At 74.2% G+C, this 26628-nt stretch carries 23 protein-coding genes; 13 read left to right on the top strand and 10 right to left on the bottom strand.

The annotated features are described in order from the left end of the window. Nucleotides 1–59 precede the first annotated feature (59 nt). Nucleotides 60–536 carry a peroxiredoxin gene (locus CLV70_RS03165; protein WP_106124764.1) on the top strand — a complete coding sequence of 159 codons (477 nt, stop codon included), beginning with the start codon at nt 60–62 and terminating at the stop codon, nt 534–536. An 84-nt stretch (nt 537–620) separates the two neighbouring features. Here the strand turns inward: CLV70_RS03165 and zwf are convergent, their stop codons facing one another. After that, complete coding sequence (gene zwf, locus CLV70_RS03160) at nt 621–2114, bottom strand: glucose-6-phosphate dehydrogenase (protein WP_106124763.1); 1494 nt, start codon at nt 2112–2114, stop codon at nt 621–623. Nucleotides 2115–2272: 158 nt separating this feature from the next. On the opposite strand from zwf, the gene CLV70_RS03155 reads away from it, so the two are divergent. After that, nucleotides 2273–3217 (top strand): exopolyphosphatase, encoded by a 945-nt coding sequence (locus CLV70_RS03155; RefSeq protein ID WP_106124762.1) that lies wholly within the window; start codon nt 2273–2275, stop codon nt 3215–3217. Nucleotides 3218–3362: 145 nt separating this feature from the next. On the opposite strand, the gene CLV70_RS03150 is transcribed toward CLV70_RS03155, so the two are convergent. After that, the gene (locus tag CLV70_RS03150) at nt 3363–4262 is read right to left on the bottom strand and encodes a DUF1775 domain-containing protein (protein ID WP_158277687.1); all 900 of its coding nucleotides are present in this window, start codon (nt 4260–4262) and stop codon (nt 3363–3365) included. Nucleotides 4263–4343: 81 nt separating this feature from the next. Between CLV70_RS03150 and CLV70_RS03145 the strand changes: the two genes are divergently transcribed. The 5 genes from CLV70_RS03145 to CLV70_RS03125 all read left to right on the top strand — a co-directional run bounded on the left by CLV70_RS03145 (nt 4344) and on the right by CLV70_RS03125 (nt 8827). Next, complete coding sequence (locus CLV70_RS03145; RefSeq protein ID WP_106124760.1) at nt 4344–4553, top strand: RNA-binding S4 domain-containing protein; 210 nt, start codon at nt 4344–4346, stop codon at nt 4551–4553. A gap of 148 nt (nt 4554–4701) precedes the next feature. Continuing rightward, complete coding sequence (locus CLV70_RS03140) at nt 4702–6075, top strand: ABC transporter substrate-binding protein (protein ID WP_106124759.1); 1374 nt, start codon at nt 4702–4704, stop codon at nt 6073–6075. A 6-nt stretch (nt 6076–6081) separates the two neighbouring features. Beyond that, entirely contained in the window at nt 6082–7041 is a 960-nt protein-coding gene (locus CLV70_RS03135; protein ID WP_106124758.1) for a carbohydrate ABC transporter permease, read from the top strand. After that, nucleotides 7038–7889: a carbohydrate ABC transporter permease gene (locus tag CLV70_RS03130; RefSeq protein ID WP_106124757.1), complete on the top strand. Its 852-nt coding sequence runs from the start codon at nt 7038–7040 to the stop codon at nt 7887–7889. The genes CLV70_RS03135 and CLV70_RS03130 overlap by 4 nt, the downstream gene beginning before the upstream one ends. A gap of 56 nt (nt 7890–7945) precedes the next feature. Then, nucleotides 7946–8827: a hypothetical protein gene (locus tag CLV70_RS03125; RefSeq protein ID WP_106124756.1), complete on the top strand. Its 882-nt coding sequence runs from the start codon at nt 7946–7948 to the stop codon at nt 8825–8827. Nucleotides 8828–8947: 120 nt separating this feature from the next. Here CLV70_RS03125 and CLV70_RS03120 read toward each other — a convergent pair whose 3' ends face one another. After that, nucleotides 8948–9316: an FKBP-type peptidyl-prolyl cis-trans isomerase gene (locus tag CLV70_RS03120; RefSeq protein WP_106124755.1), complete on the bottom strand. Its 369-nt coding sequence runs from the start codon at nt 9314–9316 to the stop codon at nt 8948–8950. Nucleotides 9317–9471: 155 nt separating this feature from the next. On the opposite strand from CLV70_RS03120, the gene CLV70_RS03115 reads away from it, so the two are divergent. Then, nucleotides 9472–10413 (top strand): lytic polysaccharide monooxygenase, encoded by a 942-nt coding sequence (locus tag CLV70_RS03115; protein ID WP_106124754.1) that lies wholly within the window; start codon nt 9472–9474, stop codon nt 10411–10413. 119 nt (nt 10414–10532) lie between these two features. On the opposite strand, the gene CLV70_RS03110 is transcribed toward CLV70_RS03115, so the two are convergent. Both CLV70_RS03110 and CLV70_RS03105 read right to left on the bottom strand, forming a co-directional pair. Continuing rightward, a complete protein-coding gene (locus CLV70_RS03110; RefSeq protein ID WP_106124753.1) occupies nt 10533–11738 on the bottom strand; it encodes a helix-turn-helix domain-containing protein in 1206 nt (401 codons plus the stop codon). Between the two features lie 58 nt (nt 11739–11796). After that, nucleotides 11797–12705 carry a TIGR03619 family F420-dependent LLM class oxidoreductase gene (locus CLV70_RS03105; RefSeq protein WP_106124752.1) on the bottom strand — a complete coding sequence of 303 codons (909 nt, stop codon included), beginning with the start codon at nt 12703–12705 and terminating at the stop codon, nt 11797–11799. Between the two features lie 199 nt (nt 12706–12904). Here CLV70_RS03105 and CLV70_RS03100 point away from each other — a divergent pair, with 199 nt between their 5' ends. After that, on the top strand, nt 12905–13516 hold the full coding sequence (locus CLV70_RS03100) for an RNA polymerase sigma factor (RefSeq protein ID WP_146163941.1): 612 nt from the start codon (nt 12905–12907) through the stop codon (nt 13514–13516). An 11-nt stretch (nt 13517–13527) separates the two neighbouring features. On the opposite strand, the gene CLV70_RS03095 is transcribed toward CLV70_RS03100, so the two are convergent. After that, a complete protein-coding gene (locus tag CLV70_RS03095; RefSeq protein WP_106124750.1) occupies nt 13528–16254 on the bottom strand; it encodes a helix-turn-helix transcriptional regulator in 2727 nt (908 codons plus the stop codon). A 59-nt stretch (nt 16255–16313) separates the two neighbouring features. Here CLV70_RS03095 and CLV70_RS03090 point away from each other — a divergent pair, with 59 nt between their 5' ends. Both CLV70_RS03090 and CLV70_RS03085 read left to right on the top strand, forming a co-directional pair. Continuing rightward, the gene (locus CLV70_RS03090) at nt 16314–16892 is read left to right on the top strand and encodes a hypothetical protein (protein WP_106124749.1); all 579 of its coding nucleotides are present in this window, start codon (nt 16314–16316) and stop codon (nt 16890–16892) included. Continuing rightward, nucleotides 16876–18684, top strand: a complete 1809-nt coding sequence (locus CLV70_RS03085) for a Dyp-type peroxidase (RefSeq protein ID WP_146163940.1) — start codon at nt 16876–16878, stop codon at nt 18682–18684. Before CLV70_RS03090 ends, CLV70_RS03085 begins: the two co-directional genes overlap by 17 nt. An 80-nt stretch (nt 18685–18764) precedes the next feature. Here the strand turns inward: CLV70_RS03085 and CLV70_RS03080 are convergent, their stop codons facing one another. Further along, entirely contained in the window at nt 18765–19052 is a 288-nt protein-coding gene (locus CLV70_RS03080) for a peptidoglycan-binding protein (protein ID WP_106124747.1), read from the bottom strand. A 118-nt stretch (nt 19053–19170) separates the two neighbouring features. Further along, on the bottom strand, nt 19171–20070 hold the full coding sequence (locus CLV70_RS03075; protein WP_106124746.1) for a LysR family transcriptional regulator: 900 nt from the start codon (nt 20068–20070) through the stop codon (nt 19171–19173). A 95-nt stretch (nt 20071–20165) separates the two neighbouring features. Here CLV70_RS03075 and CLV70_RS03070 point away from each other — a divergent pair, with 95 nt between their 5' ends. After that, nucleotides 20166–21551, top strand: a complete 1386-nt coding sequence (locus CLV70_RS03070; RefSeq protein ID WP_245907983.1) for an MFS transporter — start codon at nt 20166–20168, stop codon at nt 21549–21551. 9 nt (nt 21552–21560) lie between these two features. On the opposite strand, the gene CLV70_RS03065 is transcribed toward CLV70_RS03070, so the two are convergent. Beyond that, entirely contained in the window at nt 21561–22022 is a 462-nt protein-coding gene (locus CLV70_RS03065; protein ID WP_106124745.1) for a DUF732 domain-containing protein, read from the bottom strand. A 155-nt stretch (nt 22023–22177) separates the two neighbouring features. On the opposite strand from CLV70_RS03065, the gene CLV70_RS03060 reads away from it, so the two are divergent. Then, entirely contained in the window at nt 22178–23050 is an 873-nt protein-coding gene (locus CLV70_RS03060; protein ID WP_106125020.1) for a S1C family serine protease, read from the top strand. A 38-nt stretch (nt 23051–23088) separates the two neighbouring features. On the opposite strand, the gene CLV70_RS03055 is transcribed toward CLV70_RS03060, so the two are convergent. Beyond that, the gene (locus tag CLV70_RS03055; RefSeq protein ID WP_106124744.1) at nt 23089–26550 is read right to left on the bottom strand and encodes an ATP-binding cassette domain-containing protein; all 3462 of its coding nucleotides are present in this window, start codon (nt 26548–26550) and stop codon (nt 23089–23091) included. Nucleotides 26551–26628: the final 78 nt, after the last annotated feature.

The raw sequence follows: 26628 nt of genomic DNA, 5'->3' as shown, positions 1-26628 counted from the left end.
GGCTCCAGCCTAGGCGAGCTGTACCGCGCGGGCGAATTCACGGCGCGTACGGTTGCCGGGTGACGATCGACAAAGGTGACTCCGCGCCCGACTTCTCCCTCCCCGACCAGCACGGCGAGCAGCGCCGGCTGAGCGAGCTGCTGGCCGCCGGGCCGGTGGTGCTGTTCTTCTACCCCGCGGCGATGACCAACGTGTGCACGGCCGAGGCCTGCATGTTCCGTGACCTCGCCGCGGAGTTCCGGGAGGCGGGCGTGCAGCGCGTCGGCATCAGCCGGGACGCGGTCGAGCGGCAGAAGGAGTTCGCCGACCTGAACGGCTTCGACTATCCGCTGCTCGCCGACGTCGGCAGCGAGGTGGCCGCGGCGTACGGGGTCAAGCGCAAGCTGCCGCTCGGCCCGCTCAGCACCAAGCGGATGACCTTCGTCATCGACACCGACCGCACGGTGCTCGAGGTGATCCACGCCGAACGCGACCCGAACGTCCATGCCGACTCCGCCTTGGCCGCGCTTCGCGCGGCCGGGATTCCGCCCCGATGAAGTCGGTGGCGGGGACACCGGGAACGACGCCCAGCCGTTCCCGGCGCCCTCGCCACCGGTGGGCGGAATCCGCCGGTGGCCGCCCTACAGCTCGTTGCGCCACTTGCGGCCGCTGCGGCCGATGAGGCGGTCGGCGTCGGTGGGACCCCAGGAGGCCGCCTCGTACGTCGGGATCGGGGACTGGTCGTTGGCCCAGTGCTCGATGATCGGGTCGACGATGCGCCAGCACTGCTCGACCTCGTCGGTGCGGATGAACAGCGTGGGGTCGCCGAGCAGGGCGTCGAGCAGCAGCCGCTCGTAGGCCTCCGGGGACTCCTCGCGGAACGTCTGCTCGTACGAGAAGTCCATGCTGGCCGTGCGCACCCGGAACGAGTGGCCCGGGACCTTGGCACCGAAGCGCAGCGAGATGCCCTCGTTGGGCTGGATCCGCAGGATCAGCGCGTCGGCGTCGAGCTCGGTGAGCTGCGCGGTCGGGATCGGCAGGTGCGGCGGGCGCTGGAACTGCAGCGCGACCTCGGTGACCCGGGCCGGCAGCCGCTTGCCGGTACGCACGTAGAACGGCACCCCCGCCCACCGCCAGTTGTCGACGTTGAGCCGCATGGCCGCGTACGTCTCCGTGCGCGACAGCGGGTCGACGCCGACCTCCTCGCGGTAGCCGGCCATCAGGTCCTCGCGCGTGCCGCCCCGGGTGTACTGCCCGCGCACCGCCAGGTCGGCGATGTCGCGATCGGTGGGGAGGCGGATCGCCTGGAGCAGCTTGACCTTCTCGTTGCGCAGCCCCTCGGCGTCGAACGAGGCCGGCGGCTCCATCAGCGCGAGCGCGAGGACCTGGAGCACGTGGTTCTGCACGATGTCGCGCATCGCGCCGGCGTGCTCGTAGAACCCGCCGCGGGTGCCGACGCCCAGCGTCTCGGCGACCGTGATCTGCACGTGGTCGACCCAGGAGCGGTTCCAGATGGGCTGGAAGATCGCGTTGGCGAAGCGCAGCGCCAGCACGTTCTGGACGGTGTCCTTGCCCAGGTAGTGGTCGATGCGGAAGACCTGAGGCTCGTCGAACGCGGCATGCACGATGCCGTCGAGCTGGCGGGCGGTGTCGAGGTTCTTGCCGTACGGCTTCTCGATGACGAGCCGGGAGAACGAGCCCTCGCGCGCGTGGTTCAGCCCCGCGCCGGCCAGGCCGTTGATCACCGGCTCGAACGCCTCGGCGGGGGTGGAGAGGTAGAAGATGCGGTTGCCGGACGTGCCCCGGGTGGCGTCCAGCTCGTCGAGCACCTCGGCGAGCCGCTTGTACGTCGCCGGGTCGTCGTAGCCGCCCGAGACGTACCTGATTCCGCCCTGGAGTTGCGGTTTGTCCGCCAGGCTGCGGCTGCCGAGGGCGCTGTCGGCGAACTGCTGGTCCTCCATCGGCGTGCGGGCGACGCCGACGAGCGCGAACTCGCCGGGGAGCCGGTTGTGCCGCGCCAGGCTCTCGACGGCCGGCAGCAGCTTGCGGCGGGTCAGGTCGCCGGACGCGCCGAAGATCACCAGCGTGGCGGGCGGGGCGTTGCGGTCCTGTGCGAGCTGGGGAACGTTGTCCATCGTCAGGTCTTCCTCCGACCGCGTACGTGAGCTTCCGCCTGAACTTTACGCAGCGCGAGCGCTCCCCGGATCAAACCGGTACGCCGATGCGACCAGGGCCATAGCCTCAAAAGTGGCAAAGTAGGAAGTAAGCCGCCGCCCGGCAGAGGGAGAAGCTCGTGAGGTACCGGCTCGTGACCCGCAGTGACATGGACGGCCTGGTCTGCGCCGTGCTGCTCAAGTTCATGAACGTCATCGACATCGACGACATCAAGTTCGTGCACCCGAAGGACGTCCAGGACGGCACGGCCGATATCACTGAGCGTGACATTCTTACCAACCTGCCGTATCACCCCCGTGCCCACCTGGTGTTCGACCACCATCACTCCGAGACGTTGCGTAACCAGGGGGACCGGCCGAACCACATCATCAATGCCGACGCGCCCTCGGCGGCCCGCGTCGTCTTCGAGTACTACGGCGGCGCCGAGCGCTTCCCGGAGGTGCCCGACGACCTCATGCGCGCCGTGGACCAGGCCGACTCGGCCGACTACACCATCGACGACATCCTGAATCCCACCGGCTGGACATTGCTCAACTTCATCATGGACAGCCGTACGGGCCTGGGCCGCTTCCGCGAGTTCCGGGTCGGCAACTTCGAGCTGATGCGCACGCTCATCGACGCGTGCATCCAGATGGGCATCGACGAGATCCTGCGGATGCCCGACGTGGCCGAGCGGGTGGACATGTACCGCGACTCGTCCGCCATGTTCGTCGAGCAGCTCCAGCGGGTCTGCCGGATGGATGGCGACGTCGTGGTGGTGGACCTGCGGGAGGAGGAGACGATCTTCGCCGGCAACCGGTTCATGGTGTACGCGCTGTTCCCGGAGGCGCGGGTGTCCGTGCACGTCATCTGGGGCTTCCAGCGGCAGAACACGGTGTTCGCGTGCGGCAAGTCGATCCTCGACCGCACGTCGCCGGTGGACATCGGCGAGGTGATGCTCCGCTACGGCGGCGGCGGCCACCTCGCGGCCGGCACGTGCCAGGTCCCGCACGACCGGGCCGACCGCGTCCAGCAGGAGATCATCGAGGCCCTTCGGACCCCGCGCACCGTCTCGGTGCAGTAGAACCACAGCGGGGCGGAGAAGTGGCCTTCTCCGCCCCGCCGTACGCAGGTCGTGGGTCTTGCCCTGGACCCCACCCGCATGTCGTGGTCAGCGCCCCACGCGCGTCATCACGACAGGCCCGCGCCCACCTTGCGCGGGACGTCCGTCATTCCTCCGGGCCGTCCTTGTACCTCCACGCGGTGACCCGCGGCTTACCCGCCGGCACCAGCTCGCGTTCCGCCGCCGCTTCCCCGGCCGGAGCAGCCGTTCCCCCGGCCGGAGCGGCCGTTTCCCCGGTAGGAGCGGCCGATTCCCCGGCCGGAGCCGCCGGGGAAGTTTCGGTGCGGCGCCGCGAGCGCAGGACCGCGACGGCCCCGCCCGCCGCGGCGAGGGCCGCGACGACCCAGCCGGCGATGGTCCAGAAGCCCGGCCCGTCGTCCGCCGCGTCCGCCATGGCCGCGAAGGTCGCCGCGTCGGCGTCGGAGCCGGTCGTGTCCCCGGCCGCCGTGCCGCCGTGGCCGCCGTGCCCGGCCGCCGCCTGGCCCGGGGCGGCCGGCGTCAGGTTCAGCACGACCGGCGGCATGGGTGCGCCCTTGGCCGGGTCCGCGTACGTCGGCTGCACGGTGAAGCTCATGTGCGAGCCGGTCGTCGGCAGCGGCCCGAGCGCGACGGTCAGGTCGGCCGACCGGCCCGGCGGCAGCGTCTTGCCGGGCATCGCGATCCACGTGATCGAGGCGGCGGTCTCGGTGACCTGGGTGCCGCCGCCGTGGATGCTGTCCAGTGGCTTGTCCAGCTTGCGGTGCTCGATCTGCGGCGCCCAGTCCGGCACGGAGAGCGGATAGACCTCGGCGACCGGCTGGTCCGCGGGCAGAACCAGCCTGACCCGGGTGATCGGGCTCTGCCCCGTGTTGGTCACGGTGAACGCGACGTTCTGGCCGCTGCCCTGGGGCACGGCGGCCGGGCTGACCGTCGCGTCGGCCGCGGCCGGGGCCGCGAGGCCGAGCACGCCCGCGGCGGTGGTGGCGGCGAGCACGCCCGCCCGGCGGTGCTTCTCGAGTCGAGTCACGCCGGGTAGTTCGGCTCGCGGGCGCGAATGGTTCAACGCCGCGCCGAAAATCTTCCCGGGGCCGTGGCGCATGATGGTCGCATGCGAGAGGTGCCCGTCGGCAGCGACATGATCAGACTCGGACAGTTTCTCAAGCTCGCCGATCTCATCGACACCGGGGGAGAGGCGAAGATCCTGATCGCCTCCGGAGACGTGACCGTGAACGGTGAAGTGGACACACGGCGGGGCCGGCAATTGCGGCCCGGCGACGTGGTGGCGGTGCGCGGCCGGGCGGCGCGGGTGATCGTCTGAGGACGGTCATCATGATGTAGACGGTCATTTATGCAGCAGAACGTGACCAACGGTTGACATTGTGTCGATCACAGGCATGTACTGATCCCCGGAATGTTACCGGCGTCACAGTCGCCGGTCTCGATGTCCGCCTCGCCGGGGAGGGCCCATGGCTCGCGCACGGATCCGGGTGGCCCTGACCGGGGCAGCCGCCGCCCTCCTCGTCGCGGCGCCGGCCGGATGCGCGGGGTGGGGCGGCACCGGTGCCGGCTCCGGCGGGGCGAACAGCATCGACGTCCTCATGGTCAACAACCCGCAGATGATCGACCTGCAGCGGCTCACCGCCGAGCACTTCACCCGCGAGACGGGGATCGGCGTCAACTTCACCGTGCTGCCGGAGAACGACGTCCGCGACAAGATCAGCCAGGAGTTCTCCAGCCAGGCCGGACAGTACGACGTCGCGTCGCTGAGCAACTTCGAGATCCCGATCTACGCGAAGAGCAAGTGGATCGCCCCGCTCGACGACTATCTGGCCGCGGACCCGGAGTTCGACCAGGCCGACATCCTGCCGCCGATGACCGGGTCGCTGACCGCCGACGACGGCAAGCTCTACGGCGAGCCCTTCTACGGCGAATCCTCGTTCCTCATGTACCGCAAGGACGTCCTGGACGCGGCGGGGATCACGATGCCACCGAGGCCGACGTGGCAGCAGGTGGCCGACATCGCCGCCCGGGTGGACGGCAGGCAGCCCGGCATGGCCGGCATCTGCCTGCGCGGCCAGCCCGGCTGGGGCCAGATCTTCGCCCCGCTCACCACGGTCGTGAACACCTTCGGGGGTACGTGGTTCGACGCCGGATGGAACGCCCGGGTCGACGCCCCCGAGTTCCGCCAGGCCACCGAGTTCTACGTCGACCTGGTGCGGACGTACGGCGAGACCGGCGCACCGCAGGCCGGCTTCACCGAGTGCCTCAACAACCTCGTCCAGGGCAACGCCGCCATGTGGTACGACGCCACCAGCGCCGCGGGCACCCTCGAGGCGGACGGCTCCCCGGTCAAGGGCCGGATCGGGTACGCGGCCGCCCCGGTGGTCCGCACCCCCGCCTCCGGCTGGCTCTACGCGTGGTCCTGGAGCATCCAGCAGGCCAGCGAGAAGAGGGACAACGCCTGGAAGTTCATCTCCTGGGCCTCGTCCAAGCGGTACGAGCAACTCGTCGGCGACCGGCTCGGCTGGTCCCGCGTGCCGGCCGGCAAGCGGGCGTCCACGTACGGGAACCAGGAGTACCTCAAGGTGGCGGCGGCGTTCGCCGAGCCGACCCGGGACGCCATCGCGAGCGCCGACCCGCGCAACCCCGGGGTGCAGCCCCGGCCCGCGCTCGGCATCCAGTTCGTCGACATCCCCGAGTTCACCGACCTCGGTACCCAGGTCTCGCAGTACGTCAGCTCCGCGATAGCCGGGCAGATGAGCGTGGGCGAGGCCCTCGAGCGCGGTCAGCGGCTGGCCGAGGATGTCGCCGAGCGCTACCGGTCGCGCAAGGAGGGCTGAGGTGTGATGACGTCCGTCGCCGAACAGGCCGGCACCCGGTCCGGCGCAGCGGGGCGCCCGCCCGGCAAAGCCCGCCGCGCGGCCGGGTGGGCCCGCCGCGCCCCGCTGCTCCCCGCGCTGATCTTCATGATCGTGGTGACCCAGCTGCCGTTCGTGGCGACCCTGGTCATCTCCTTCATGGACTGGAACGCGTACTACCCGGACGAGGTCGGCTTCGCCGGGGTGGACAACTTCCGGAGGGTCTTCACCGACGTCAACATGCGCGACGCCGTGTGGACCACCATCCTGCTGACCGCCGGCGTGGTGCTGATCAGCCTGCTGCTGGGCCTGGGGATCGCCCTGCTGCTGGACCGCAGGTTCCGGGGGCGGGGCGCGGTGCGCACCATGATGATCGCCCCGTTCCTGGTGGTGCCGGTCGCGGCGGCGCTGCTGTGGAAGCACGCCCTCTACAACCCCGAGTACGGCCTCTTCAACGGCGCGCTGACCGGGCTCTGGAAGCTGTTCGGCGCGGACGACCCGCCCCAGCCCGACTGGATCAGCAACATGCCGCTCTGGTCGGTGATCTTCGCGCTGGTGTGGCAGTGGACGCCGTTCATGATGCTGATCCTGCTCGCCGGTCTCCAGGGGCGCCCGCTGGACGTGGTGGAGGCGGCGCGCATCGACGGCGCCGGCGGCTGGCAGATCTTCCGCAGCATGACGCTGCCGCACCTGCGTCAGTACCTGGAGCTCGGCGCGCTGCTCGGCTCGATCTACATCGTCCAGAACTTCGACGCGGTCTTCACGATCACCTCCGGCGGATTGGGTACGGCGAACCTCCCGTACACGATCTACCAGATCTTCTACCAGGCCCACGACTACGGACGGGCCTCGGCCGCCGCGGTCGTGGTGGTGCTCGGCACGATCATCATCGCGACGTTCGCCCTGCGTACCGTCTCGTCGCTGTTCAGAGCGGACACGGGCCGATGAGCAGCACCGGCACCGCCCCGGCAGGCAAGCGCCGCGAACGCGGCGGAGCCTGGCTGACCCTGCTGGCCTGGATCGTCGGCATCCTGTTCGTGCTGCCCGTGGTCTGGATGGTGCTGACCTCCCTCCACAGCGAGGCGGACGCCGCGACCAACCCGCCGTCCGTGCTGGCGCCGCTGACGCTGGAGGGCTACCGGGAGTTCTTCGGCGGTGGAGCCAGTCCGTGGCCGCCACTGCTGAACTCGCTCACCGCGAGCGTCCTGTCGACGGCCCTGGTGCTGCTGCTCGCGTTCCCCGCCGCGTACGCCCTCAGCATCCGCCCGGTGAAGAAGTGGACCGACGTCCTGTTCTTCTTCCTCTCCACCAAGATGCTCCCGGTCGTCGCGGGCCTGCTCCCGCTGTACCTGTTCGCCCAGAACGCCCGCCTGCTCGACAACATCTGGCTGCTCGTCGTCTTCTATACCTCGATGAACCTGCCGATCGCGGTCTGGATGATGCGCTCGTTCCTGTCCGAGGTGCCGGTGGAGATGCTCGAGGCCGCGTCCATGGACGGCGCGAACCTGAGCCGGACCCTGCGCTCGGTGATCGCCCCGGTGGTCATGCCCGGCATCGCGGCGACCGCGCTGATCTGCTTCATCTTCAGCTGGAACGAGCTGCTCTTCGCCCGGGTGCTGACCGCCACCGTCGCGGAGACCGCCCCGGTGTTCCTGACCAGCTTCGTCACCAGCCAGGGACTGTTCCTGGCCCAGCTGTGCGCCGCCGCCTTCGTGGTCTCGCTGCCCGTGCTGGTGGCCGGGTTCGCCGCCCAGGACAAACTGGTGCAGGGGTTGTCCCTCGGTTCGGTGAAGTAGCCGGATTTTTCCCGCGCGGGTGGGAACCGGACGGCCGGGGGGTACGTCGGACGGTCATGACGTCACTTCGCGGCCTGCGTACGGCCGCTGCCGCCGCCACGCTGATCCTCCTCGGGGCCTGCGCTCAGCCGGCCGCCGACGCCCCCGGCGACTCCCCGTCGCCCGCGGCGCCGCCCGGCCCGTCCGCGGGCCCCGACGCGCTGGTCCTGCGGGTGGCGCAGACCGGCGGCTTCGTCGGCCCGGACGCGCTCGCCGGCCGGCTGCCCGACCTCAGCGTGTACGCCGACGGCCGGGTGATCTTCACCGGCCCGACCACGGCGATCTACCCCGGCCCCGCCCTGCCGAACGTCCTGGTTCGGACGATCTCCGCGGCGCAGGTGGCCGAGCTGACCCGGCAGGCCGTCGCGGCCGGGGTCCGGCAGGGCGCCGACTACGGGCAGCCCGGTGTCGCCGACGCCACCACGACCGAGGTGACCGTGGTCACCGATGCGGGCGAGCAGAGGGTAGCCGCCAACGCCCTGCGCGAGGCGCGGCCCGACGACGCCCGGCTCACCGCGGCGCAGAAGCAGGCCCGCACGAAACTGGCCGGGTTCCTCGACAGCGCGGAGAAGCTCGCCGCCGGGCCCGGCGCGAAGCCGTACGAGCCCGAGATCCTGGCCGCCGTCGTCCGGCCGTACGTGGAACCCGGCGACGACCTGCCGGCGCGGCCGAAGACGGTCGAGTGGCCCGGGCCGGCGCTGCCCGGCGAGCCGCTGACCGCGGCGCTGAAGCTCAGCTGCGTGACCGTGACCGGCGAGCAGCGCGACGCGGTCCTCGCCGCGGCGAAGGACGCGCACGCCACCACGCCGTGGATCTCCGGCGGCAACGGCTGGACCCTCACCTTCCGCCCGCTGCTGCCCGGCGAGACCGGCTGCGCCGACCTCAAGGCGGCCCGATGATCCCCCTCGGCGAGCCGTTCGACCCGGCCCCGCACCCCCACCAGGCCCCGGGGAACACCGACAGTAACGGGCCGGAGCAGGCGACGCCCGTCCCGGCCCGTACGGCCTGCCGGCCCTGGCTCAGCGCACGCCGAGCAGGTCCACCACAAAGATGAGGGTCTCGTTCGGCTTGATCACGCCGCCGGCGCCGCGCGCGCCGTAGCCCAGGTGCGGGGGAATGGTGAGCTTGCGGCGGCCACCGACCTTCATGCCGGCCACGCCCTGGTCCCATCCGCTGATGACCTGCCCGCCACCGAGGCCGAACTCGAAGGCCGAGCCGCGGTTGTACGACGCGTCGAACTCCTTGCCCGAGGAGAACGCGACGCCCACGTAGTGGACGCTGACCTGGTGTCCGGGCTTGGCCTCGTCGCCGTCGCCGACGACGAGGTCCTCCACGACGAGCTCGGCCGGCGGCTCACCGGTGATGGGGCCGACGTCGGGCTTTTCCATGTGTCCTCCTGTGTTGATTGCCTGCATGGCCATGCAACCACAGCCCGCTGTGCTTTCGGGCAGCGCCACCCGGCGTGGTGAACGATCGAGGGCCGCCCTCCGTACTGTCCGCCGTGGGCCCGCTCAGCCCGCGCGGGTGCCGCCGAGGAGGTCGCATGAGGTCCGTCCGCCGTATCGCCGCTCTCGCCGTCTCGGGTGGGATCGCCGCGGCCGTGGCCGTGCTTCCGGCGGTGCCGGCGCTGGCCCACGGCGCCCCGACCTCCCCGATCAGCCGCACGGCGGCCTGCGCCGCGGGCGGCGAGGAGGCGGACGCCGCGGCGTGCCGGGCGGCGCGGGCCGCGAACGGCCGTCCGTTCGGCAGCTTCGACAACCTGCGGGTGCCCGACGTCGCCGGCAAGGACCGCCAGTTCATCCCGGACGGCAACCTGTGCAGCGGCGACCTGCCCGAATTCCAGGGCCTGGACCTGCCCCGCACCGACTGGCCGTCGACCAGGGTCGCCGCCGGCACCACGCTGAGCGTCACGTACGCCGGGACGATCCCGCACGAGGGCACGTTCCGGCTCTACCTGACCGGCGCCGGCTACGACCCGCGCAAGCCGCTGGGCTGGGGCGATCTGACGCCGCTGGCCGAGATCAAGGATCCGCCGCTGCGCGGGGGCGCGTACCGGATGAGCGTGAAGCTGCCGAAGGACCGGTCCGGCCGGCACGTGCTCTACACGGTGTGGCAGACGTCCAGCACGCCGGACACCTATTACTCCTGCTCCGACCTGGTGTTCAAGCAGGCGCGGACGAGGACCGCCGTGGCGGGGCCGGCGAAGAAGCCCACCCCGAAGGCGTCCCGGTCGGCCGAGCCCGGGGCGGTGGCCGTACCCCCGGACGCTCAGAGCCCGGCAGCCGCCGCGGCCGCGCCGCCCGCCGGGCGCGAGTCCTGGCTGAGCCCGGCCGCCGCCGAGTCGCAGGACCGGGTGGCGCTCGGGCACCAGATCGTGATCGCGGCGCTGATCGTCATCACCGGCGTCTCGGCGGGCGCGGGCTTCCTGCGCCTGCGCGCCTCCCGCAGCCAGGCCCACCACTTCGGCCCGCCGCGCCGGCAATGAGGGCCCGCCCGCGCCGGCGGTGTGGGGCCCGCCGCGCCGGCAGTGAGGGCCCGTCCGCGCCGGCAGGGAGGGCCCGCGGCGCCGGCGTGAGGGCCCGCGGCGCCGGCGGGGGTGAGGGGTCAGGCCACCTGCATGCGTTCGCACAGGCCGCGTAGCTCGGTGCCGCCGGCCTGGCGGCGGGAACGATCCAGCAGGGCCCGGGTCGTCTCCCGGGCCAGGGCCGAGGTGTGCACGTGCTGCGGGGCCAGGCGCTCGGCGACGAGCAGGAAGCGGATCGCCTCCCGGTCCCGGCCGCGCAGCCGGGCCAGGGCGCGGGCCGTGTCGGCGTAGTAGTACACCTGCCGGAACCCCGCCGGGATCGCCGACGGCTCGGTGGCGCGGGCGACCTGCGCCGCGCGGCCCGGGTCCCCGCCGTCGACCTCGATGCCGATGCGCCAGATCCCGACGTTGATGGGCCCGAAGTACAGGCCCATCGTGGTGGTCTCGCCGGTGCGCCGGGCCAGCGCCGCCGCGTCGTCCGCCCAGGCGCGGCTGTCGTCCGGGCGCCGGCTGCCCCGGGCCGCGTACGCGCAGAGCAGCTGCAACGAGCCGAGGACCGCCGTGCCGCCCGGCTGCCCCGCGTGCGGGCGCAGCTCGTCCACCGCCCGCCCGGCCAGGGCGAGTCCCCGGTCGTACGAGCCGCAGGCGGTGGCCGCGGTGGCCCGTGCGTAGGCGGCGTACCCCCGCAGCACCGGGTCCCCGGCGGCGTCGGCCGCGTCGCGGCACCGCTCGGCGCCGAGCCACGCCTCCGCGGGATGCCCCAGGTTGCGCAGCACCGACGAGGCGATGAAGGCGGCGTCGCAGAGCAGGCGCAGCGCCCGCCCGCGGTCCGGGCCGCCCGCCGCCGCGTGCAGGTCCCGCAGCAGGCCGGGGGCCAGCCGGGCGGTCCCGGCGTAGTCGCAGGCCTGCCGCAGGGTGTCGGCGAGGGCCAGGGTCCGCGCGAGCCCGTCCACCGCGGGGGCGGGCCGGTCGGCCGGTTCCCCGAGGTCGAGGTCGACCAGCGCCCGACGGACGGCCTGCACCGCCGCCTGCGCGGCCACGGCGGCCCGGTCGGCGGCCGGGACTCCGGTGCCGGCGAGGTCGGCCGGTGCGCAGTCCAGCGCCCCGGCGATCTCGGCCAGCACGAACCGGTTGTCGGCCGCCTGGAGCCCCCGTTCGATGCGGCTCCAGGAGGGGTGGGACAGGCCGGCGCGGCTGGCGGCGTACCGGATGCTCCATCCGCGGAGCTGGCGGCGGGCCCGGATGCGCTCGCCGATGGTGGGGTCCGCGGTCGGTCGTGGCGTCATGGGGGCGACCGTAACGCCGCCGGCCCGGGGTGGTGGTGCATGCCTGTACCGGCGCCGCTCAGCCCGCCCGCATCAGCTCGAGGAAGGTCCCGGCGACGTCGAGCATCTCGGCCTCGGAGCTCACCGTCAGGCTGAGGTCGACGAAGACCTCGTCCGCGGCGGCGGCCTTCGCGTAGTCGGCGATCTGCCGCAGCGTCCCGGTCGCCGGCACCCGGGCGGGGTCCGCCGGCGAGCCGGACAGCCGCGGGTTGAGGCGCTGCACCACCCGCAGCGCGCCCGGGTCGCGGCCGGCCGCCTCCGCCTCGGTGCGGGCCTGCTGCCGGAGCGCGCGCAGGTAGGGCAGCGGCAGGCCGACCGCGAGCCAGCCGTCGGCGCGCCGGGCGATGCGGCTCATGGCCCGGGGCGTGAGGCCCGCGAGCAGGATCGGCGGCCTCGGCCGTTGCGCGGGCTTGGGCAGGATCCGGCTCTCCGCTACGCGGAAGGCCGCCCCCTCGTGCGCGACGACCTCCTGCCCCCAGATCTTCTCGAGGACGTCGAGGGTCTCGTCGAGGCGCGCGCCCCGCTCGGACCAGGGCACGCCGACCGCCGCGTACTCGTCGCGCTGCCAGCCGAGCCCGAGACCCACGTCGAGCCGGCCGCGGCTGAGCACGTCGAGGGTGGTGAGCGTACGGGCCAGCAGCACCGGCGGATACCAGGGCGCGTTGAGGGTGCTGGTGCCGAGCCGGATGCGCGACGTACCTGCGGCGGCGAAGGCGAGCGCCGTGAGCGGGTCCAGATAGGTCACCATCTCGGCGGGCATGACGCCGTCGCCGCCCGGGTAGCGGTCGGTGGGCCGCAGCGGGGCGAGGATCCGGTCGCCGGTCCACAGGCTGTCGAAGCCGAGGTCCTCCGCCGCGCGGCTCACCCCGGAGACGGCCTCGGGGCTCGTCAGCGAGCCGTAGTGCGGGAGGTTGAGGCCGATACGCACGAACTGTCCTTCCGGAGCGGGAGAGCACTGTGGACGGCCACCCTACGGCTGCCGGACGGCCCGCGTGATACAGCCCATCGACCCCGAACCGATCGGATCACCGACACCACCCTTTAGTACGTACCCCAGGGTGTGAGGTCCTCGGGACTAGGGTCGCGCCCGGATTCCCCGGGGTGCCGCGATCCCTAGCGTCGAACGGGTGGGTGAGACGGCTCGGGCGAAGGGCACGACGATGGTGATCGACGACTCCGACGGCAGCCGGACAACGATCCGGGAGGCGCAGGCCGGCGACCGGCGGGCCTGCGAGAAGCTGATCAAGCGGTACGAGGCGCTGGTGTGGTGGACGGTCCGGGCGTTCCGGCTGTCCGAGGCCGACGCCGAGGACGCCGTGCAGAACACCTGGCTGCGCATGGTCGAGCACCTCGGCGACCTGCGGGACCCGGACCGGGTCGGCGGCTGGCTCGCGACCGTCGCCCGGCGCGAGTGCCTCCAGCTGCTGCGCCACTCCCGGCGTGAGGTCGTCGGCCTGGAGCAGCAGCCCGACCGGCCCGACGAGCGGGAGCCGCAGCCGGAGCGGGCGGCCCTCGACCGCAGCATGCACGCCCTGCTCTGGCAGCACGTCGACCGGCTGCCACCGCCGGCCCGGACGCTGCTCGTCTCGCTCAGCGCCAACAACGCCCCGGGCTACGCCGAGTTCGCCCGGATCAATCACATGCCGGTGGGCAGCATCGGTCCCACCCGGATGCGCTCGCTGCGCAAACTGCGGACCGAGCTCGAGGGCAGCGGCCTGGGGTCCGGCGCGTGGCACTGAACCCGGGGGTCTCAGGCCTCCCCGCCGGCCGCGATGCCCGCCAGCTCCGTACGGGAGCGGATGTTGGTCTTGCGGTAGATGTTGCTGAGGTGGTACTCGATCGTCTTCTGGCTCAGGAAGAGGGTCGCCGCCGCCTCGTGGTTGGTGGCGCCGCGCCCCACCACCAGCGCCACCTGAAGCTCCTGCGGGGTGAGGCCGGGCAGGGCCGCGGTGGACCGGGCGACCGTGCTGCCGGTGGCCCGCAGCTCCGAGCGGGTCTTGTCCGCCCACGGGCGGGCGCCCAGGCGCTCGAACGTCTCCAGCGCGTCCTCGAGCCGGCGCCGGGCCTGCGCGCGCTGCCGGTTCCGGCGCAGCCGCTCCCCGTAGCAGAGCTGGGTGCGGGCCCGTTCGAACGGCATGAGCGCGCACGCCTCCGCCGCCAGCGCGGCCTCGAAGGCGGCCTCCATCTCGGCCGGCCCGGCGAGCAGGGCCCGGCACCGCAGCGCCGCCGCCCGCGTCCAGGGGCCGTCGCCCGCGGCCTCCGGCGCGTCGAGCAGCGCCCGCGCCTCGTCCGTACGCCCGGCCCGGACGTACGCCTCCACCAGGTCGAACACCCAGCCGACGATGGCCGGCTCGCGGATCTGGCGCACCACCGGGAGCGCGCGCACCGCCTCCAGCCGGACGATCGCCTCCGCGGCGTCGCCCTGCCCGAGCGCCAGCAACCCCAGCTCGTGGCCGGTGTAGAGGGACATGCAGTCGATGCCGAGCCGCTGCGCCACCTCGTCGGTGCGGGCCACCCGGCGCCGGCAGTCGTCCGGGCGTCCCTGCACCGCGTCGAGGCGGCCGGCGAAGAACAGGCCGTACAGATTGGCCGACCGGGTCTCGCTCGCCAGCCGCAGGCTCTCCGCGGCGCTGGCCCGGGCGTCGTGCCAGCGCCCCACCCGGAAATGCAGCTCGGACTCGATGCCCAGCGCCTGCGGCAGTACGCCCACCGCGCCGGTCGAGCGGGCCGCGTCGATCACCCGGTCCACCAGCTCGCCCGCCCGGTCGTAGCCCTCCAGCCAGATCCAGGTCAGCGCGGCGTGGCAGATCTCCTGGGCGCGGACCAGCGGGTCGGCGCGCAGCAGCTCGGGGTGGGAGTCCTCGAGCAGCCGGACGGCGTGCTCCCGCTCGCCGGCCAGCGCCCGGCCGCCGGCGTACGCGACCGTGGCGACCAGCCGGGCCGCGCCGCCGACCCGGACGCCCAGCTCGTGCGCCCGCCCGACCGCCGCCTGCAACTCGTCCAGCCGGCCGACCATGAAGTACGGGATCGCGGCGTCGGAATACATCAGTGCGGCCCGGTTCGGGTCCGCGCGCTCGACGGCCTCGGCATCCGCGGTCAGGTGCTCCAGCGCCTGGTCGGGGCGGGCACGCCACATCCGCACGTACGCGCTCATGTGCTGGATCAGCGCCCGGCGGCTCGGATCGGTGGTCAGCGGCAGCGCCTCGTCCAGCAGCGGCAGCACCTGGTCGTTGCGGCCGGCGAGCTGCCAGCACCGGGCCGCGCGCAGCAGCCGGCGCGGCCGGTCCGGGCCGAGGCTGAGCCGGGCGGCGTGCGCGAACGCGCGGGCGGCGGCGACGTAGCCGGCCCGGCCGCTCGCCCGCTTCGCGGCCTCCTCCAGCTCCGCGGCCACCTCGTCGTCCGGTTCCAGGGTCGCGGCGGCCAGGTGCCAGGCGCGGGCGTCGGCGGCGGCGTCCCCGGGCACCCCGGCGAAGGCGGCGGCCAGCGCGGTGTGGGCGGCGCACCGGTCGTCCATCGAGGCGCCGTAGTAGACCACCGAGCGCAGCAGCGGATGCCGGAAGTCGATCCGCCGCTCGTCGATGGTGACCAGGTCGGCCTTCTCCGCCGGGGCGAAGTCGCGCAGGCCGAGCCCGGAGGCGCGGGCCGCGGCCAGCAGGGTGCCGATGTCGCCGCCGACCGCCGCCGCGGCCAGCACCAGCGCCCGGCGGGTGGGCTCGGGCACCTGCGCGAGCCGCGAGCCCAGGGCCCGCTCGATCCGCGACCCGGTCGGCATCAGCGGCGCGCCGATGAGGTCGTCGAGCGGGTCCGTCCATTCGCGGCACAGCTCGATCACGCCGAGCGGGTTGCCGGCCGTCGCGGCGTGCAGGCGCGCGGCGGCGCCGGCCGGCGGGGCGGGCATCGAGGCCCGGGCCAGCGTCTCCACCTCGTCGAGGGTCAGCCCGCTCAGCGCGAGCTGCGGCGAGCGCAGCTCGGCCGCGTCGGCCGGGTCGCGGGTGGCCAGCAGCAGGGCGATGCCGTCGGCCTGCAGCCGCCGGCCGGCGAAGAGCACCGCCTCCCGCGAGGAGGCGTCCAGCCACTGGAGGTCGTCGACCACGACCAGCAGCGGCGTCTCCTCGGCCGCCGCGGCGAGGATGCCGACCGTGGCGGCGCACACCGAGAAGCGGTCGCCGGCCACCGGCGGTCCCAGGGCGAGCGCGCTGCGCAGGGCCGCCGCCTGCGGGCCGGGCAGGGTGTCCAGCTCGGACAGCACCGGGCGCAGCAGATCGGCGAGGCCGGCGAACGGGATCTCCGACTCCGCCTCGAAGCCCCGGGCGCGCAGCACCCGCATGCCCTCGGCCTGCTCGATCGCATACTTGACCAGCGTCGTCTTGCCGATGCCGGGCTCGCCGGTAACGACCAGGGCGTCGCTGCGCCCCTCGCGGGCTCCTGTCAGAAGGGCGTCGATCAATGCGCGTTCGGCGGTCCGTCCGAGCATCATCGGCCGAGTGTATTCCGGTCGCCGCCGGGCCCGTCCGGCCGACCTGGGAGGGGAACAGCATGACCGTCACCGCCCGCTCGGGCAGGGGCACGGCGCTCACCGTGCTCAGCCCGATGCCGCGCCTGTGGGCCGGGCCCCTGCGGGCCGTCCTGTACGTCCGCAAGCTCCTCGGCCCCAGCCGTGACCTGCAGCGGATGTCCTTCATCCACTTCGCGCACTGGAGCGTGATCACCCGGTTCCCGTTCCAGGAGCGCCGCTCGCGGTACGCGTACCTGCTCTTCCGCAGCGACTTCAACGGGTCCTGGGACGAGTACATCGACGCGTTCTCCATCGTCATCCCGCGGCGGATGGCGCTGATCTGGGGCTGGTCGTACGGCTTCCCCGGGGCGCTGCCGACCGAGCCGTTCCGCCGCTACATCCGGCACAACGACCTGCCGGTCGACCACTACTGGGCGGCCTACCCGGAGTCGTCGGTGACCGAGGTGGCCGCCGCGCTGCGGGTGCGGGACGCGTACCGGGGGCACTTCGGCGACCTCGACCCGGAGGCGGCCCCGGACCATCCGGCCTGGCCGCGGTTCCTGCACGACGTCCAGAGCGACCTCTACACCTGGGAGCGCGACGATGCCCCGGCTACCTGACAGTGGCACCCGGTCCGTGACCGTCCTGGCCCGCGTCGCGGACGGCCGCGCGGCCGAACTGCGCAAGGCCCTGCACGGCATCGGTACGCCCTTCGCCCACGTCCCCGGTGTCCACTTCGCCCGGCTGGTCGTGGTGGAGCACGCCGTCGCGCAGACCCGGCCGGCGGTGTGGGGCCGCCGGGCGCGGTTGCTGGACCTCGTCGTGCACGGCGGCCGGGCGCCCCGGCCGGACGACCTGCCGCACCCGTACCTGCTGATGACGGCCACCGTGGACGGTCCGGCGGAGCGGTTCTTCGCGGGCCTGCGCGCGCTGGGGCCGGAGGCCGACGCGATCTGGGGCCACTGCGCGGGCTACCCGGGCCACGAACGGGCGGAGGACTTCGTCCGGTTCTTCGCCGACCGCAGCGAGCGCGCCGACTACACGTTCGGCGGCGCCCCCGACGGTACGGTCGCCGAGCTGCGCGACGCCGTGGCGCTGCGCCGCCGGCTGGCCGCGCTCGCCGCGGCCGGCGACCGGGGCCGGATCCCCCCGCTGACCTTCTCGGCCCGGCCGCCCGCGCCGGTCCGCGCGCCGGGGCGCAGCCCGCTGCCGCTCGACGACATCCAGGGCATGGTGCTGCGCGGGTACGGCCACCATCACGCCGCGACGCACCTGTTCCTGCGCTTCACCGACCGCCCGGCGGCCCGCGCCTGGCTGGCCGCGGTGGCCCCCCGCGTCACGTCCGCGGCCGACGTCCAGGAGCGCCCGAACCGCGCCCTGCACCTCGGCCTGAGCCACGACGGCCTGGCCGCCCTGGGCGTGGACGGGCTGGACCGGTTCCCGGAGGAGTTCCGGGCCGGCATGGCCGCCCGCGAGCCGGCGTTGTCCCCCGGCCGCGCGACGGAACCCTGGACCGCGCCGTTCACCGGCACCGAGGGCGTGCACGCCGTGCTGATGGTGTCGGCCACGAACCCGGACATCCTCGGCGCGGTCGTCCGCGAGCTGCGCGCGGGCGTCACGGCCGCGGGTGGCGTCGAGATCACGGGTACGAGCGAGGGCCGGCGCCTGCGGGAGCCCGGCGGCACGTTCATCGAGCACTTCGGCTTCGCCGACGGCCTCTCCACCCCGTTGGTCGAGGGGTACGACCGGGGAGCGCCCGAGGACCTGCTGCCGCCGGGGGAGTTCGTGCTCGGCCTGCCGGACGTCGACGGGGACCGGGCCGGACGGGAGCTCCCCGCCGACCTGGTGCGGCACGGCAGCTTCCTGGTCTACCGCAAGCTGGAGCAGGACGTGGCCGCGTTCCGGGAGACGGTCGCGGCTGTGGCGGGCCACTTCGCGGGCGGCGCCGGCGATGCGGCGGCCGCGCTGGTCGGCCGCGGGCGCGACGGCCGCACCCTGGACGGCTGCCCGGTGGCGTCCCACGTACGCCGGGCCAACCCGCTGGACACCCTGCCCGGCGGCCGCAAGCTGTCGCGCCGGCACCTGATGCTGCGGCGGGGCATCCCGTACGGTCCGTACCTGCCGGAGGGCGAGCCGGACGACGGCCGGGAGCGGGGCCTGCTGTTCCTGGCGGTGGTGGGAGACATCCGCCGCCAGTTCGAGTTCGTGCAGACGGAGTGGATGGCCGACGGCAACGTCTTCGGGCGCGGCGGCGAACAGGACGTGTTCACCACGGCCGGAGGGCCGCACGCGCGGGTGCTGGTCGAGGGCGAGTCGCCGGTGCACGTGCCGGTCCGGCGTCCGCTGGTGACCTGCCGGGGCGGGGAGTACTTCCTGCTCCCCGGGCTGGCCGCGCTGCGCTCGCTGACCTGATCCCGGTCCGGCCGCCGCCGGTGCCGGCGTTCCTCGCCGGTCCGGGCCGGTCAGGCGGGTCTTCTCGCCGGTCCGGCCGGTCAGGCGGCGTGCTCGAAGCGGTGCAGTTCGCGGGCTTCCTTGGCATAGCGGGCGAGCAGGTGCACCGTGCGCGGGCCCGCCACGCCGTCGGTCTCCAGGCCGACCCGGGCCTGGAACCGGCGCACGGCCGCGGCCAGCGACTCCTCGTCCGCGCCGACGACCAGGCCGAGCTGGGCGAAGAGCTCGCGCACCGCGGCCGGGTCGGCGGCGGGGGCCGGGTCCTCGGTCCAGCCGATGAGGCCGCCCACGGCCGTACCGACCACGCTCAGCATTCCTCGTGCCGACATCGCATCCTCCTGGGCTTCTCGCGGGGTGACTCCAAGAATCCGCGCCGAGCCTGTGCCCGGCATCGGACCGCGGTCCCGAACTCCTGGGCGTTCCCTGCGACTTTCGGCCGATCCGCGATCAGCCGGACTCGTCCGCGCGGCACACCTGGAGCACACGCTCGCGCAGCCAGCGGTGGGCCGGGTCGGCGTCGAGCCGGGCGTGCCACAGCAGCGACACCGTCACCTCGGGGGCGCGGAACGGCAGCTCGAAGGAGTGCAGGCCGTGCCGCAGGTTCTCGGTGTGGCGCCGGGGGACCGTCGCCACCAGGTCGCAGGCGCGGGCCAGCGCGACCGCGGCGGCGAAGCCGTCCACGATCGTCACAATGTCGCGGCGGTGGCCGGTCGGGCGCAGGGCCTCGTCGATCAGGCCCTCGTCCGGGCCGCGCCGGGACACGTGCACGTGGCGGGCGGCGGCGTAGCGCGCGGTCGTCGGCCTTCCGGTGCCGAGCGGGTGATCGGGGCGTACCACGGCGACGAACCGGTCGGTGAACAGCGGGCGGCTGTGGATGCCGGGCGGGACCGGCTCGTCGAGCACGCCGGTCTCCAGGTCGATGGCGTCGCGCAGCTGCCCGAGCGCCTTCCTCGTCTTCCGGAGCAGCCGCAGCCGTACGCCCGGCGCCTCCCGCCCGGCCGACTCCACCAGCGCGGGGCCGAACCGCTCCACGAAGCCGTCGCTGCTGCGTACGGTGAACGTCCTCGTCAGGGTGGCCAGGTCGAGCCCGGCGGCGGGCCGCAGCACCTCGCCGGCGTCGCGCACCAGGGCCCGCACCCGCTCGCGCAGCTCGACGGCCCGCGGGGTCGGCACCAGCCCGCGCCCCGAGCGGACCAGCAGCGGGTCGCCGGTCGCCCGCCGCAGCCGCGCGAGCGACCGGCTCATCGCGGACGGGCTCAGCGCGAGGCGCTCCCCGGCGCGGGTCACGCTGCCCTCCTCGAGCAGGACGTCGAGGGTGACGAGGAGGTTGAGGTCGGGGCGCATCATCGGCCGATGATGGCACGAGACATGGCGTTGCGTGCACAGGTCGCTTCACATCTTTGCGCGTTCCGCCCGGTCCCGATCGCTCCTACGGTCGGATCGTGACCAACTCGGCGACCCGGCGTGCCCTGACCGCCCTCTCCCTGTCCATGCTGCTGCCGTCGCTCGGCACCAGCGTCGCCAACGTGGGCCTGCCCGCCATCGCCGCCGGCCTCGGCGCCGGCTTCGGCACGGTCCAGTGGGTCGTCCTCGGCTACCTGCTCGCCGTCACCACCCTGATCGTCGGCGCGGGCCGGCTCGGGGATCTGATCGGCCGGCGCCGCCTGCTCCTCGGCAGCATCGCGCTGTTCACCGGCGCGACGCTGCTCTGCGGCCTCGCGCCCGGGACGACCGTCCTGATCGCCGCCCGGGTGCTCCAGGGCGCGGGCGCCGCGGGCATGATGGCGCTGACCACGGCCCTCGTCGGGGAGAGCGTGCCCGCGGACCGCACCGGCAGCGCCATGGGCCTGCTCGGCTCGGTGTCCGCGGTCGGTACGGCGCTCGGGCCGTCGCTCGGCGGCGCGCTCGTGGCCGGCTTCGGCTGGCGGGCGATCTTCCTCGCCGTCGTCCCGCTGGGCCTCGCCGCGCTCGTGCTGGCGGTGCGCGCACTGCCCCGGCCGGCGCCGGCGGCCCGTGCGGGCGGCCGGCGGTTCGATCCGGTGGGCACCGCGTTGCTGGCGGTGACCCTGGGCGCGTACGCGCTGGCGACGACCGCCGGCACCGGGGCGGTGGGCCTGCTCGCCGTGGCCGCGGCCGGCCTGGTGCTGTTCGTGATCGCCGAGAACCGCGTCGCGTCGCCGCTGCTGTCCCCGCGCGTCGTGCGGGAACCGGGCCTCGCCGCCGGCCTGGCGACCAGCGCGCTGGTCTCGACCGTCATGATGACCACCCTGGTGGTGGGGCCGTTCCACCTGGCCGGGGCGCTGGGTCTCGGCCCGGCGGCGGCCGGCCTGGTGATGTCGGCCGGCCCGGCGGTGGCGGCGCTCGCGGGCGTACCGGCGGGCCGGGCGGCCGACCGCTGGGGGACGCGGGCCACGGTGGTCACGGGCCTGGCGGCCATCGCCGGGGGCGCCGTCGCGCTGGCCGTGCTGCCGGTGTCGGCCGGCGTACCGGGTTATCTGCTGCCGCTGCTCGTCGTGACCGCCGGGTACGCGGTGTTCCAGGCGGCGAACAACACGGCGGTGCTGCGCGACGTGGCGCCCCGGCGGCGCGGCCTGGTGTCGGGCATGCTCCACCTGTCGCGCAACGTGGGGCTGATGACCGGGGCGTCGGTGATGGGGGCGGTCTTCGCGTACGCCGGCCCGGGCGGCAGCGCGGTCGCGCCGCCGGCGGTGATCGCCCGGGGGACCCACGCCGCCTTCGCCGTCGCGGCTCTGCTGGTGGGTGCGGGGCTGGTCCTGGCGCTGACGCGGCGACCGGCGGCGGCCGTAACACCCTCGCCGGTGTCGTGACGGCGCGGCTCAGAACTCGGTGACGCGGCGGCTCTGGCCCGGGCAGGCCGTGTCGATGGCCAGCTTGATGATCTCGCGGGCGGTGGCCTGGTCGGTCGCCTCCGCGTCGATCGTGCCGAGGCTACGGGTCCCGGCCACCACCGTGCCGGCGGGCGCGTTCGCGGCCAGCGAGGCGCACGCCTGCTCGGCGATCAGGGCGATCTCGTCGTCGCGGCGGTCGAGGGCCAGCTCGGGGAGCTTCTCGCGGAAGGTGCCGATGAAGGCGCCGGGGTCCGCCGCGGCCGGCTCCGGGGCCCGCGGCCGGTTCGCCGCCGGGGTGCTCTCCGTCGCCAGGGCGCGGGACGGCGCCCCGCCGGTCGTGGTGGCCGTGGTTACCGGTACGGGGACGGTCGCCGGTTCCGCCTCCCCGCCGCTGCTGCACCCGCCCGTGGCCAGCAGAAGCACGGTCGCGGCCCACCAGATCCTCTTCATCGGTCCCTCCCCGTCGTCGGTTGCGCTGCCGCAGACCTAACGGCCGCCGCGCGCCCGGGCGACGGGTGGCTGCCCGCACGGGTGAACCGGGACGTCCAGGGAACCCACAGACGGCTCACCGGAAGCTGAAAGGGGACGGGGGAACAGTGAAGGTCATGACTGATCTGCTGACCCGCCCCGCGTACGCCGACGACCCGATGACCGCCACGCCGCCGCCCGTTCCGCCGTTGCCGCCGCACGTGGTGAGTCACCGGGGAGGGGGAGGAGGGCGGTGGCCCCGGCGGATCGCCGGCGGCGCGGTGCTGCTCGCCCTGATCGGGGGCGGGGGTACGGCCGGAGCCCTCGTGGCCGGGCACTACGCGGACACCCCGGCCGCCGCCGCGACGGCCACCACCACCGCCACCGGCGCCGCGACGTCCTCCGGGCTCGCCGCCGTGGCCGCCAAGGTGTCGCCGAGCATCGTGACCGTGCTGGTCGACGGGCCCGAGGGGTCCTCGCTCGGCTCCGGCGTCATCCTCGGCGCGGACGGGCTGATGCTGACCAACAACCACGTGATCGCGTCGGGCGGCACGGTCAGCGTGCGGCTGGCGGACGGGCGTACGGTGCCCGCCTCGGTCGTCGCGGCCGATGCCACCCACGACCTCGCGCTGGTGCGGGCGACCGGCGCGTCCGGGCTGACTCCGGCCACGTTCGGCACGGACGGCAGCGTCGCGGTCGGCGACACGGTGCTGGCCTTCGGCGCGCCGCTGGGCCTGGCGGGCACGGTGACCTCGGGCATCGTGTCGGCGCTGGACCGCGAGGTCGACACCGGCGGCGAGAAGCTGACCGGCCTGCTGCAGACCGACGCCGCCATCAACGAGGGGAACTCGGGCGGGGCGCTGGTCGACACGTCCGGCACCGTGGTCGGCATCAACGTGGCCATCGCGACCGCGAGCGACCGCAGCACCGGCAACGTCGGCGTCGGCTTCGCCATCCCGGCCGGCACCGTCACGCAGGTGGTCCGGCAGCTCGAGGCGCAGGCCCGCTGAGCCCGGCCGGGTGCCGGCCGGGCTCACCGGACCCCTGGTCAGCCGGCCAGATGGCCGTAGCGGTCCTCGAGCTCGCGCCACGTGCCCTGGGCCACCGACCGGCCGCCGATCAGCACGACCACCCGGTCCGCCCGGGACAGGGCCGCGCGTTTCGAGGTCGAGCCGACCACCGTGACGCCGTGCTCGCGCAGGGCACGCCAGAGCTCCAGCTCCGTCGTGACGTCCAGCGCCGACGACACGTCGTCCGCGATGAGCAGCTCCGTGCGCGGGGCCAGCGCCCGGGCCAGGGCCAGCCGCTGGAGCTGGCCGCCGGAGAGCCGGGTGCCCTTGTGGCCGATCAGCAGTTGCAGGCCGCCGCCGGCCGCCGCCAGGTCGTGCTCCAGCTGGGCGGTGGTGACCGCGTCCGCCGCGTCGACCTTGTGGCCCAGCGCGATGTTGTCCGCCACCGTGCCGGACAGCACCCGGGGCAGCTGGGCGACGTACCCGACCTGGTTGGGGCGCAGGAACGTCTCCGGCTCGTCCACCGGCCGGCCGTTCCAGGCCAGCGTGCCGGTGTGGTGCACGATCCCGGCGAGGGCCCGCAGCAGCGAGGACTTGCCGGCGCCGACCGGCCCGACCACCAGCACCAGCTCGCCGCGGTCCACGGTCAGGTCCACGTCCTTCGCGCCCACCGTGCCGTTCTCGTGCACCGCGCTGAAGCCCGAGAGCTCCAGCCGGCGCAGCGGGATGCGCGGGGCCTCCGGCGGGGCGTCGGCCGTGCCCGCCGCCAGGTCCACGCCCGGCACCTCCGACGAGTACGCCGACACGCCCGCCATCGCCGTCGTCCGCCGCGTCCACACCCGCGCCGACGGGAAGTGCGAGACGAGCGACGCCGTGGTCCACGCGAACCAGCTCGCCGCGCCGAGCACCGCCACCGCGATCAGGGTGGCCGCCGCCGACAGGTCGCCGGACAGGTACATGGCCCACGCCGCGATCGGCAGCAGGCCGCTGAGCAGCGCCGGGGTGGAGCGTGCCCACACCTGGATGGCGATCTCGTGGCGCTGGCGCTCGCTGCGTACGGTGTCGAGCCGGGCCAGGTGCGCCAGGACCGGCACGGTCGCACCGGCCAGCTTGACCGTGCGGGCCGCCGAGAGCGACGACACCAGCGCGGTCGCGAACGAGGCGCGGGCGGCGACCGTGTGCCGGGCGGCCCGTTCCAGCCGCGGGCCGAACAGCGTGGCCGCGAGCCCCGAGACCACCATCGTGCCGGCGAAGAACAGCGCCGGCACCCATGAGCGGGACGCCAGGGTCATGGCGACGATCATCACCAGGCCGATCGCGGTGTCGATGAGGTTGTCGGCGAGCATGACGACTCGTTCGGTGTCGCCGCCCTGCGCCACCACCTCGGCCGGGGTGTGCTTGGTGATCCGGCGCGGGCCGATCTGGCCGTGCACCAGCCGCATGCTGATCCGCAGCATCTGCCGCACCCACCACTCCGGGAACCACGCCCCGGTGTAGTAGAGCGTCGGGATGGCGACGATCAGCGTGGCCGCGATGCCCAGCGCCGGCCACATCGGATCGCCGGTGCCGTCGACCACCCGCGACCACAGCAGCGGCAGGATCGCGCCGTCGAGGCCGAGCAGCACCAGCACCGCGAACAGGGCGACCGCGGCGAGGCCGTACCGGGCGTCGTTGGTGGTCAGCCGGAAGATCTCCCGCATGGTGTGGGTCCGCGGCGGCTCCGGCAGCGGCGGGGGGTCGGCCAGCGGCAGGCTGTTGCCCAGCTCGGCGCTCACCGGCTCCTGCGGCTCGCGTTCGAGCAGCGCCACGCCGCCGCCGCTGCGGGCCGGCGCCACCACGTTGGAGCTGGCCAGCAGCTCGGCGAAGCGGCGGGACCCGGCCAGCGGGCCGGCCTCGAGGACTTCGCCGTCGGCCAGCACCACGACCTCGTCGCAGCGGCGCACCGAGGACAGCCGGTGCGCCACGATGACGCCGATGCGGCCCTCCAGCAGCCGGTCGGTGGCGCGCTGCACCCACGCCTCGGTGACCGGGTCCATCCGCGCGGTGGCCTCGTCGAGGATCACCACGTGCGGGTCGCGGACCAGGATCCGGGCGAACGCGACGAGCTGCTCCTGGCCGGCGGAGAGCACGTAGCCGCCCTCGCCGAGCTTGGTGCCGATGCCGTCCGGCAGGCTCTCCACCCAGCTGCCCAGGCCCAGCTCGTCGACGGCGGTGGCGGCCCGGGGCAGCAGCTCCTCGTCGAACAGGGCGATGTTCTCGGCCAGGGTGCCGGCCAGGATCTCGGTGCGCTGCGGCACGATCGCGGTGAACCGGCGCAGCCCCTCGACGTCGAGGTCGTTGAGGTCGGTGCCGGCGAAGAAGACGGTGCCGCGGGGCACGTCGACCGCCCGGGTCAGCACCTTCGCCAGGGTGGACTTGCCCGAGCCGGTGCGCCCGATCAGCGCGTACGAGCGCCCGCGCCGGAAGGTCAGGCTGACGTCGCGCAACGCGGGCGGCCGGCCGGAGCCGGCTTCGCCGTACCGGAAGGTGAGGTCGCGGACGGTGAGGTCGCCGTCGGCGGGCGGGAGGCCGCCGGCCGGTTCCTGCGGCACGCCGCGCAGCAGCTGCACCCGGCTCCAGGCGCCCAGCGCGTTCTGCAGCTCGGGGACCATCCGGGTGACGTGCTCGAGGGTGCCGCCGAAGCCCAGCGCCAGCAGCCAGACCGCGGTCAGCCGGGCGCCGCCGATGTGCCCGGCGGCCAGCGCCCAGGCGCCGCCGACGACCAGGACGGCGATGAGCGTACGGGTGACCGCCCCGGCGCCCATGGTGATCCGCGACGACATCGTCCAGACCCGCCGGCCGCGTTCGAGCACCTCGCGGGCCCGCTGGGCGTAGAGCCGCCGCACGTACGGGGCGGCGAGGCTGGTGCGCACGTCGTCCTGGCCGTGGACCGCCTCCTCCATCACGGCGGCGAGATCGGACCAGGCCTCCTCCTCGCTGATCCGGGCCGGGGAGATGCGCTGGATCGGCTTGTTCATGAGGACGACGAGCAGGATCGACACCAGCACCATGCCGATGCCGGCCGGCCACCAGGCGAAGAAGGCGGTGGCGATCGACAGGACCGCCACGGCGAGCGACTGGGCCAGCCGTACGCCGCTGCCGCGCAGCTCGGAGCCGACCTGGTAGACGTCGCTGTCGATGCGGTCGAGCAGCTCGCCGACCGGGGTGTTCTCCAGCGTCGGTACGTCCTGCCCGAAGGCCACCCGGCACAGCCCGCGGCGCACGGCGGCGGCCCAGTCGGCGGTCAGCCGCGCGGCGACCAGGCCGACGACGACGTCGCTGAACACGGAGAGGACGAGGGCGGCGGCGAGCACGCCGAAGACGGGCACGGAGCGGTTGACCAGCACGGCACCGGCGAGGCCGAGGGCCGCCGCCTGACCGGCCGCACCGAGCACGATGAGGACGGCGATGAAGGCGGTGCGACGGGGCGAAGTAGCCCATAAGTCGCGGAGCAGGCGCATCGGGAGTCCTCAGGCAGCAGGGGAGGGGCGGTCTCCCCATCCTGCGGGGGCCGCTCCGGCGGCTCAACGCAATTACGT

Origin of the sequence: Pseudosporangium ferrugineum, from assembly GCF_003002065.1 — a bacterium.
GTDB classification, from domain to species: domain Bacteria; phylum Actinomycetota; class Actinomycetes; order Mycobacteriales; family Micromonosporaceae; genus Actinoplanes; species Actinoplanes ferrugineus_A.
The sequence above is the reverse complement of the archived record's forward strand: the minus strand, read 5'-3'. Positions and strand labels throughout refer to the sequence as shown.

Excerpts from the sequence above, each read along its gene's own strand:
- zwf (WP_106124763.1), bottom strand. The coding sequence starts at position 2,114 with ATGGACAACGTTCCCCAGCTCGCACAGGACCGCAACGCCCCGCCCGCC.
- CLV70_RS03145 (WP_106124760.1), top strand. The coding sequence starts at position 4,344 with ATGCGAGAGGTGCCCGTCGGCAGCGACATGATCAGACTCGGACAGTTT.
- CLV70_RS03140 (WP_106124759.1), top strand. The coding sequence starts at position 4,702 with ATGGCTCGCGCACGGATCCGGGTGGCCCTGACCGGGGCAGCCGCCGCC.
- CLV70_RS03135 (WP_106124758.1), top strand. The coding sequence starts at position 6,082 with ATGACGTCCGTCGCCGAACAGGCCGGCACCCGGTCCGGCGCAGCGGGG.
- CLV70_RS03130 (WP_106124757.1), top strand. The coding sequence starts at position 7,038 with ATGAGCAGCACCGGCACCGCCCCGGCAGGCAAGCGCCGCGAACGCGGC.
- CLV70_RS03125 (WP_106124756.1), top strand. The coding sequence starts at position 7,946 with ATGACGTCACTTCGCGGCCTGCGTACGGCCGCTGCCGCCGCCACGCTG.
- CLV70_RS03120 (WP_106124755.1), bottom strand. The coding sequence starts at position 9,316 with ATGGAAAAGCCCGACGTCGGCCCCATCACCGGTGAGCCGCCGGCCGAG.
- CLV70_RS03115 (WP_106124754.1), top strand. The coding sequence starts at position 9,472 with ATGAGGTCCGTCCGCCGTATCGCCGCTCTCGCCGTCTCGGGTGGGATC.
- CLV70_RS03110 (WP_106124753.1), bottom strand. The coding sequence starts at position 11,738 with ATGACGCCACGACCGACCGCGGACCCCACCATCGGCGAGCGCATCCGG.
- CLV70_RS03095 (WP_106124750.1), bottom strand. The coding sequence starts at position 16,254 with ATGATGCTCGGACGGACCGCCGAACGCGCATTGATCGACGCCCTTCTG.
- CLV70_RS03090 (WP_106124749.1), top strand. The coding sequence starts at position 16,314 with ATGACCGTCACCGCCCGCTCGGGCAGGGGCACGGCGCTCACCGTGCTC.
- CLV70_RS03085 (WP_146163940.1), top strand. The coding sequence starts at position 16,876 with ATGCCCCGGCTACCTGACAGTGGCACCCGGTCCGTGACCGTCCTGGCC.
- CLV70_RS03080 (WP_106124747.1), bottom strand. The coding sequence starts at position 19,052 with ATGTCGGCACGAGGAATGCTGAGCGTGGTCGGTACGGCCGTGGGCGGC.
- CLV70_RS03075 (WP_106124746.1), bottom strand. The coding sequence starts at position 20,070 with ATGATGCGCCCCGACCTCAACCTCCTCGTCACCCTCGACGTCCTGCTC.
- CLV70_RS03065 (WP_106124745.1), bottom strand. The coding sequence starts at position 22,022 with ATGAAGAGGATCTGGTGGGCCGCGACCGTGCTTCTGCTGGCCACGGGC.
- CLV70_RS03060 (WP_106125020.1), top strand. The coding sequence starts at position 22,178 with ATGACTGATCTGCTGACCCGCCCCGCGTACGCCGACGACCCGATGACC.
- CLV70_RS03055 (WP_106124744.1), bottom strand. The coding sequence starts at position 26,550 with ATGCGCCTGCTCCGCGACTTATGGGCTACTTCGCCCCGTCGCACCGCC.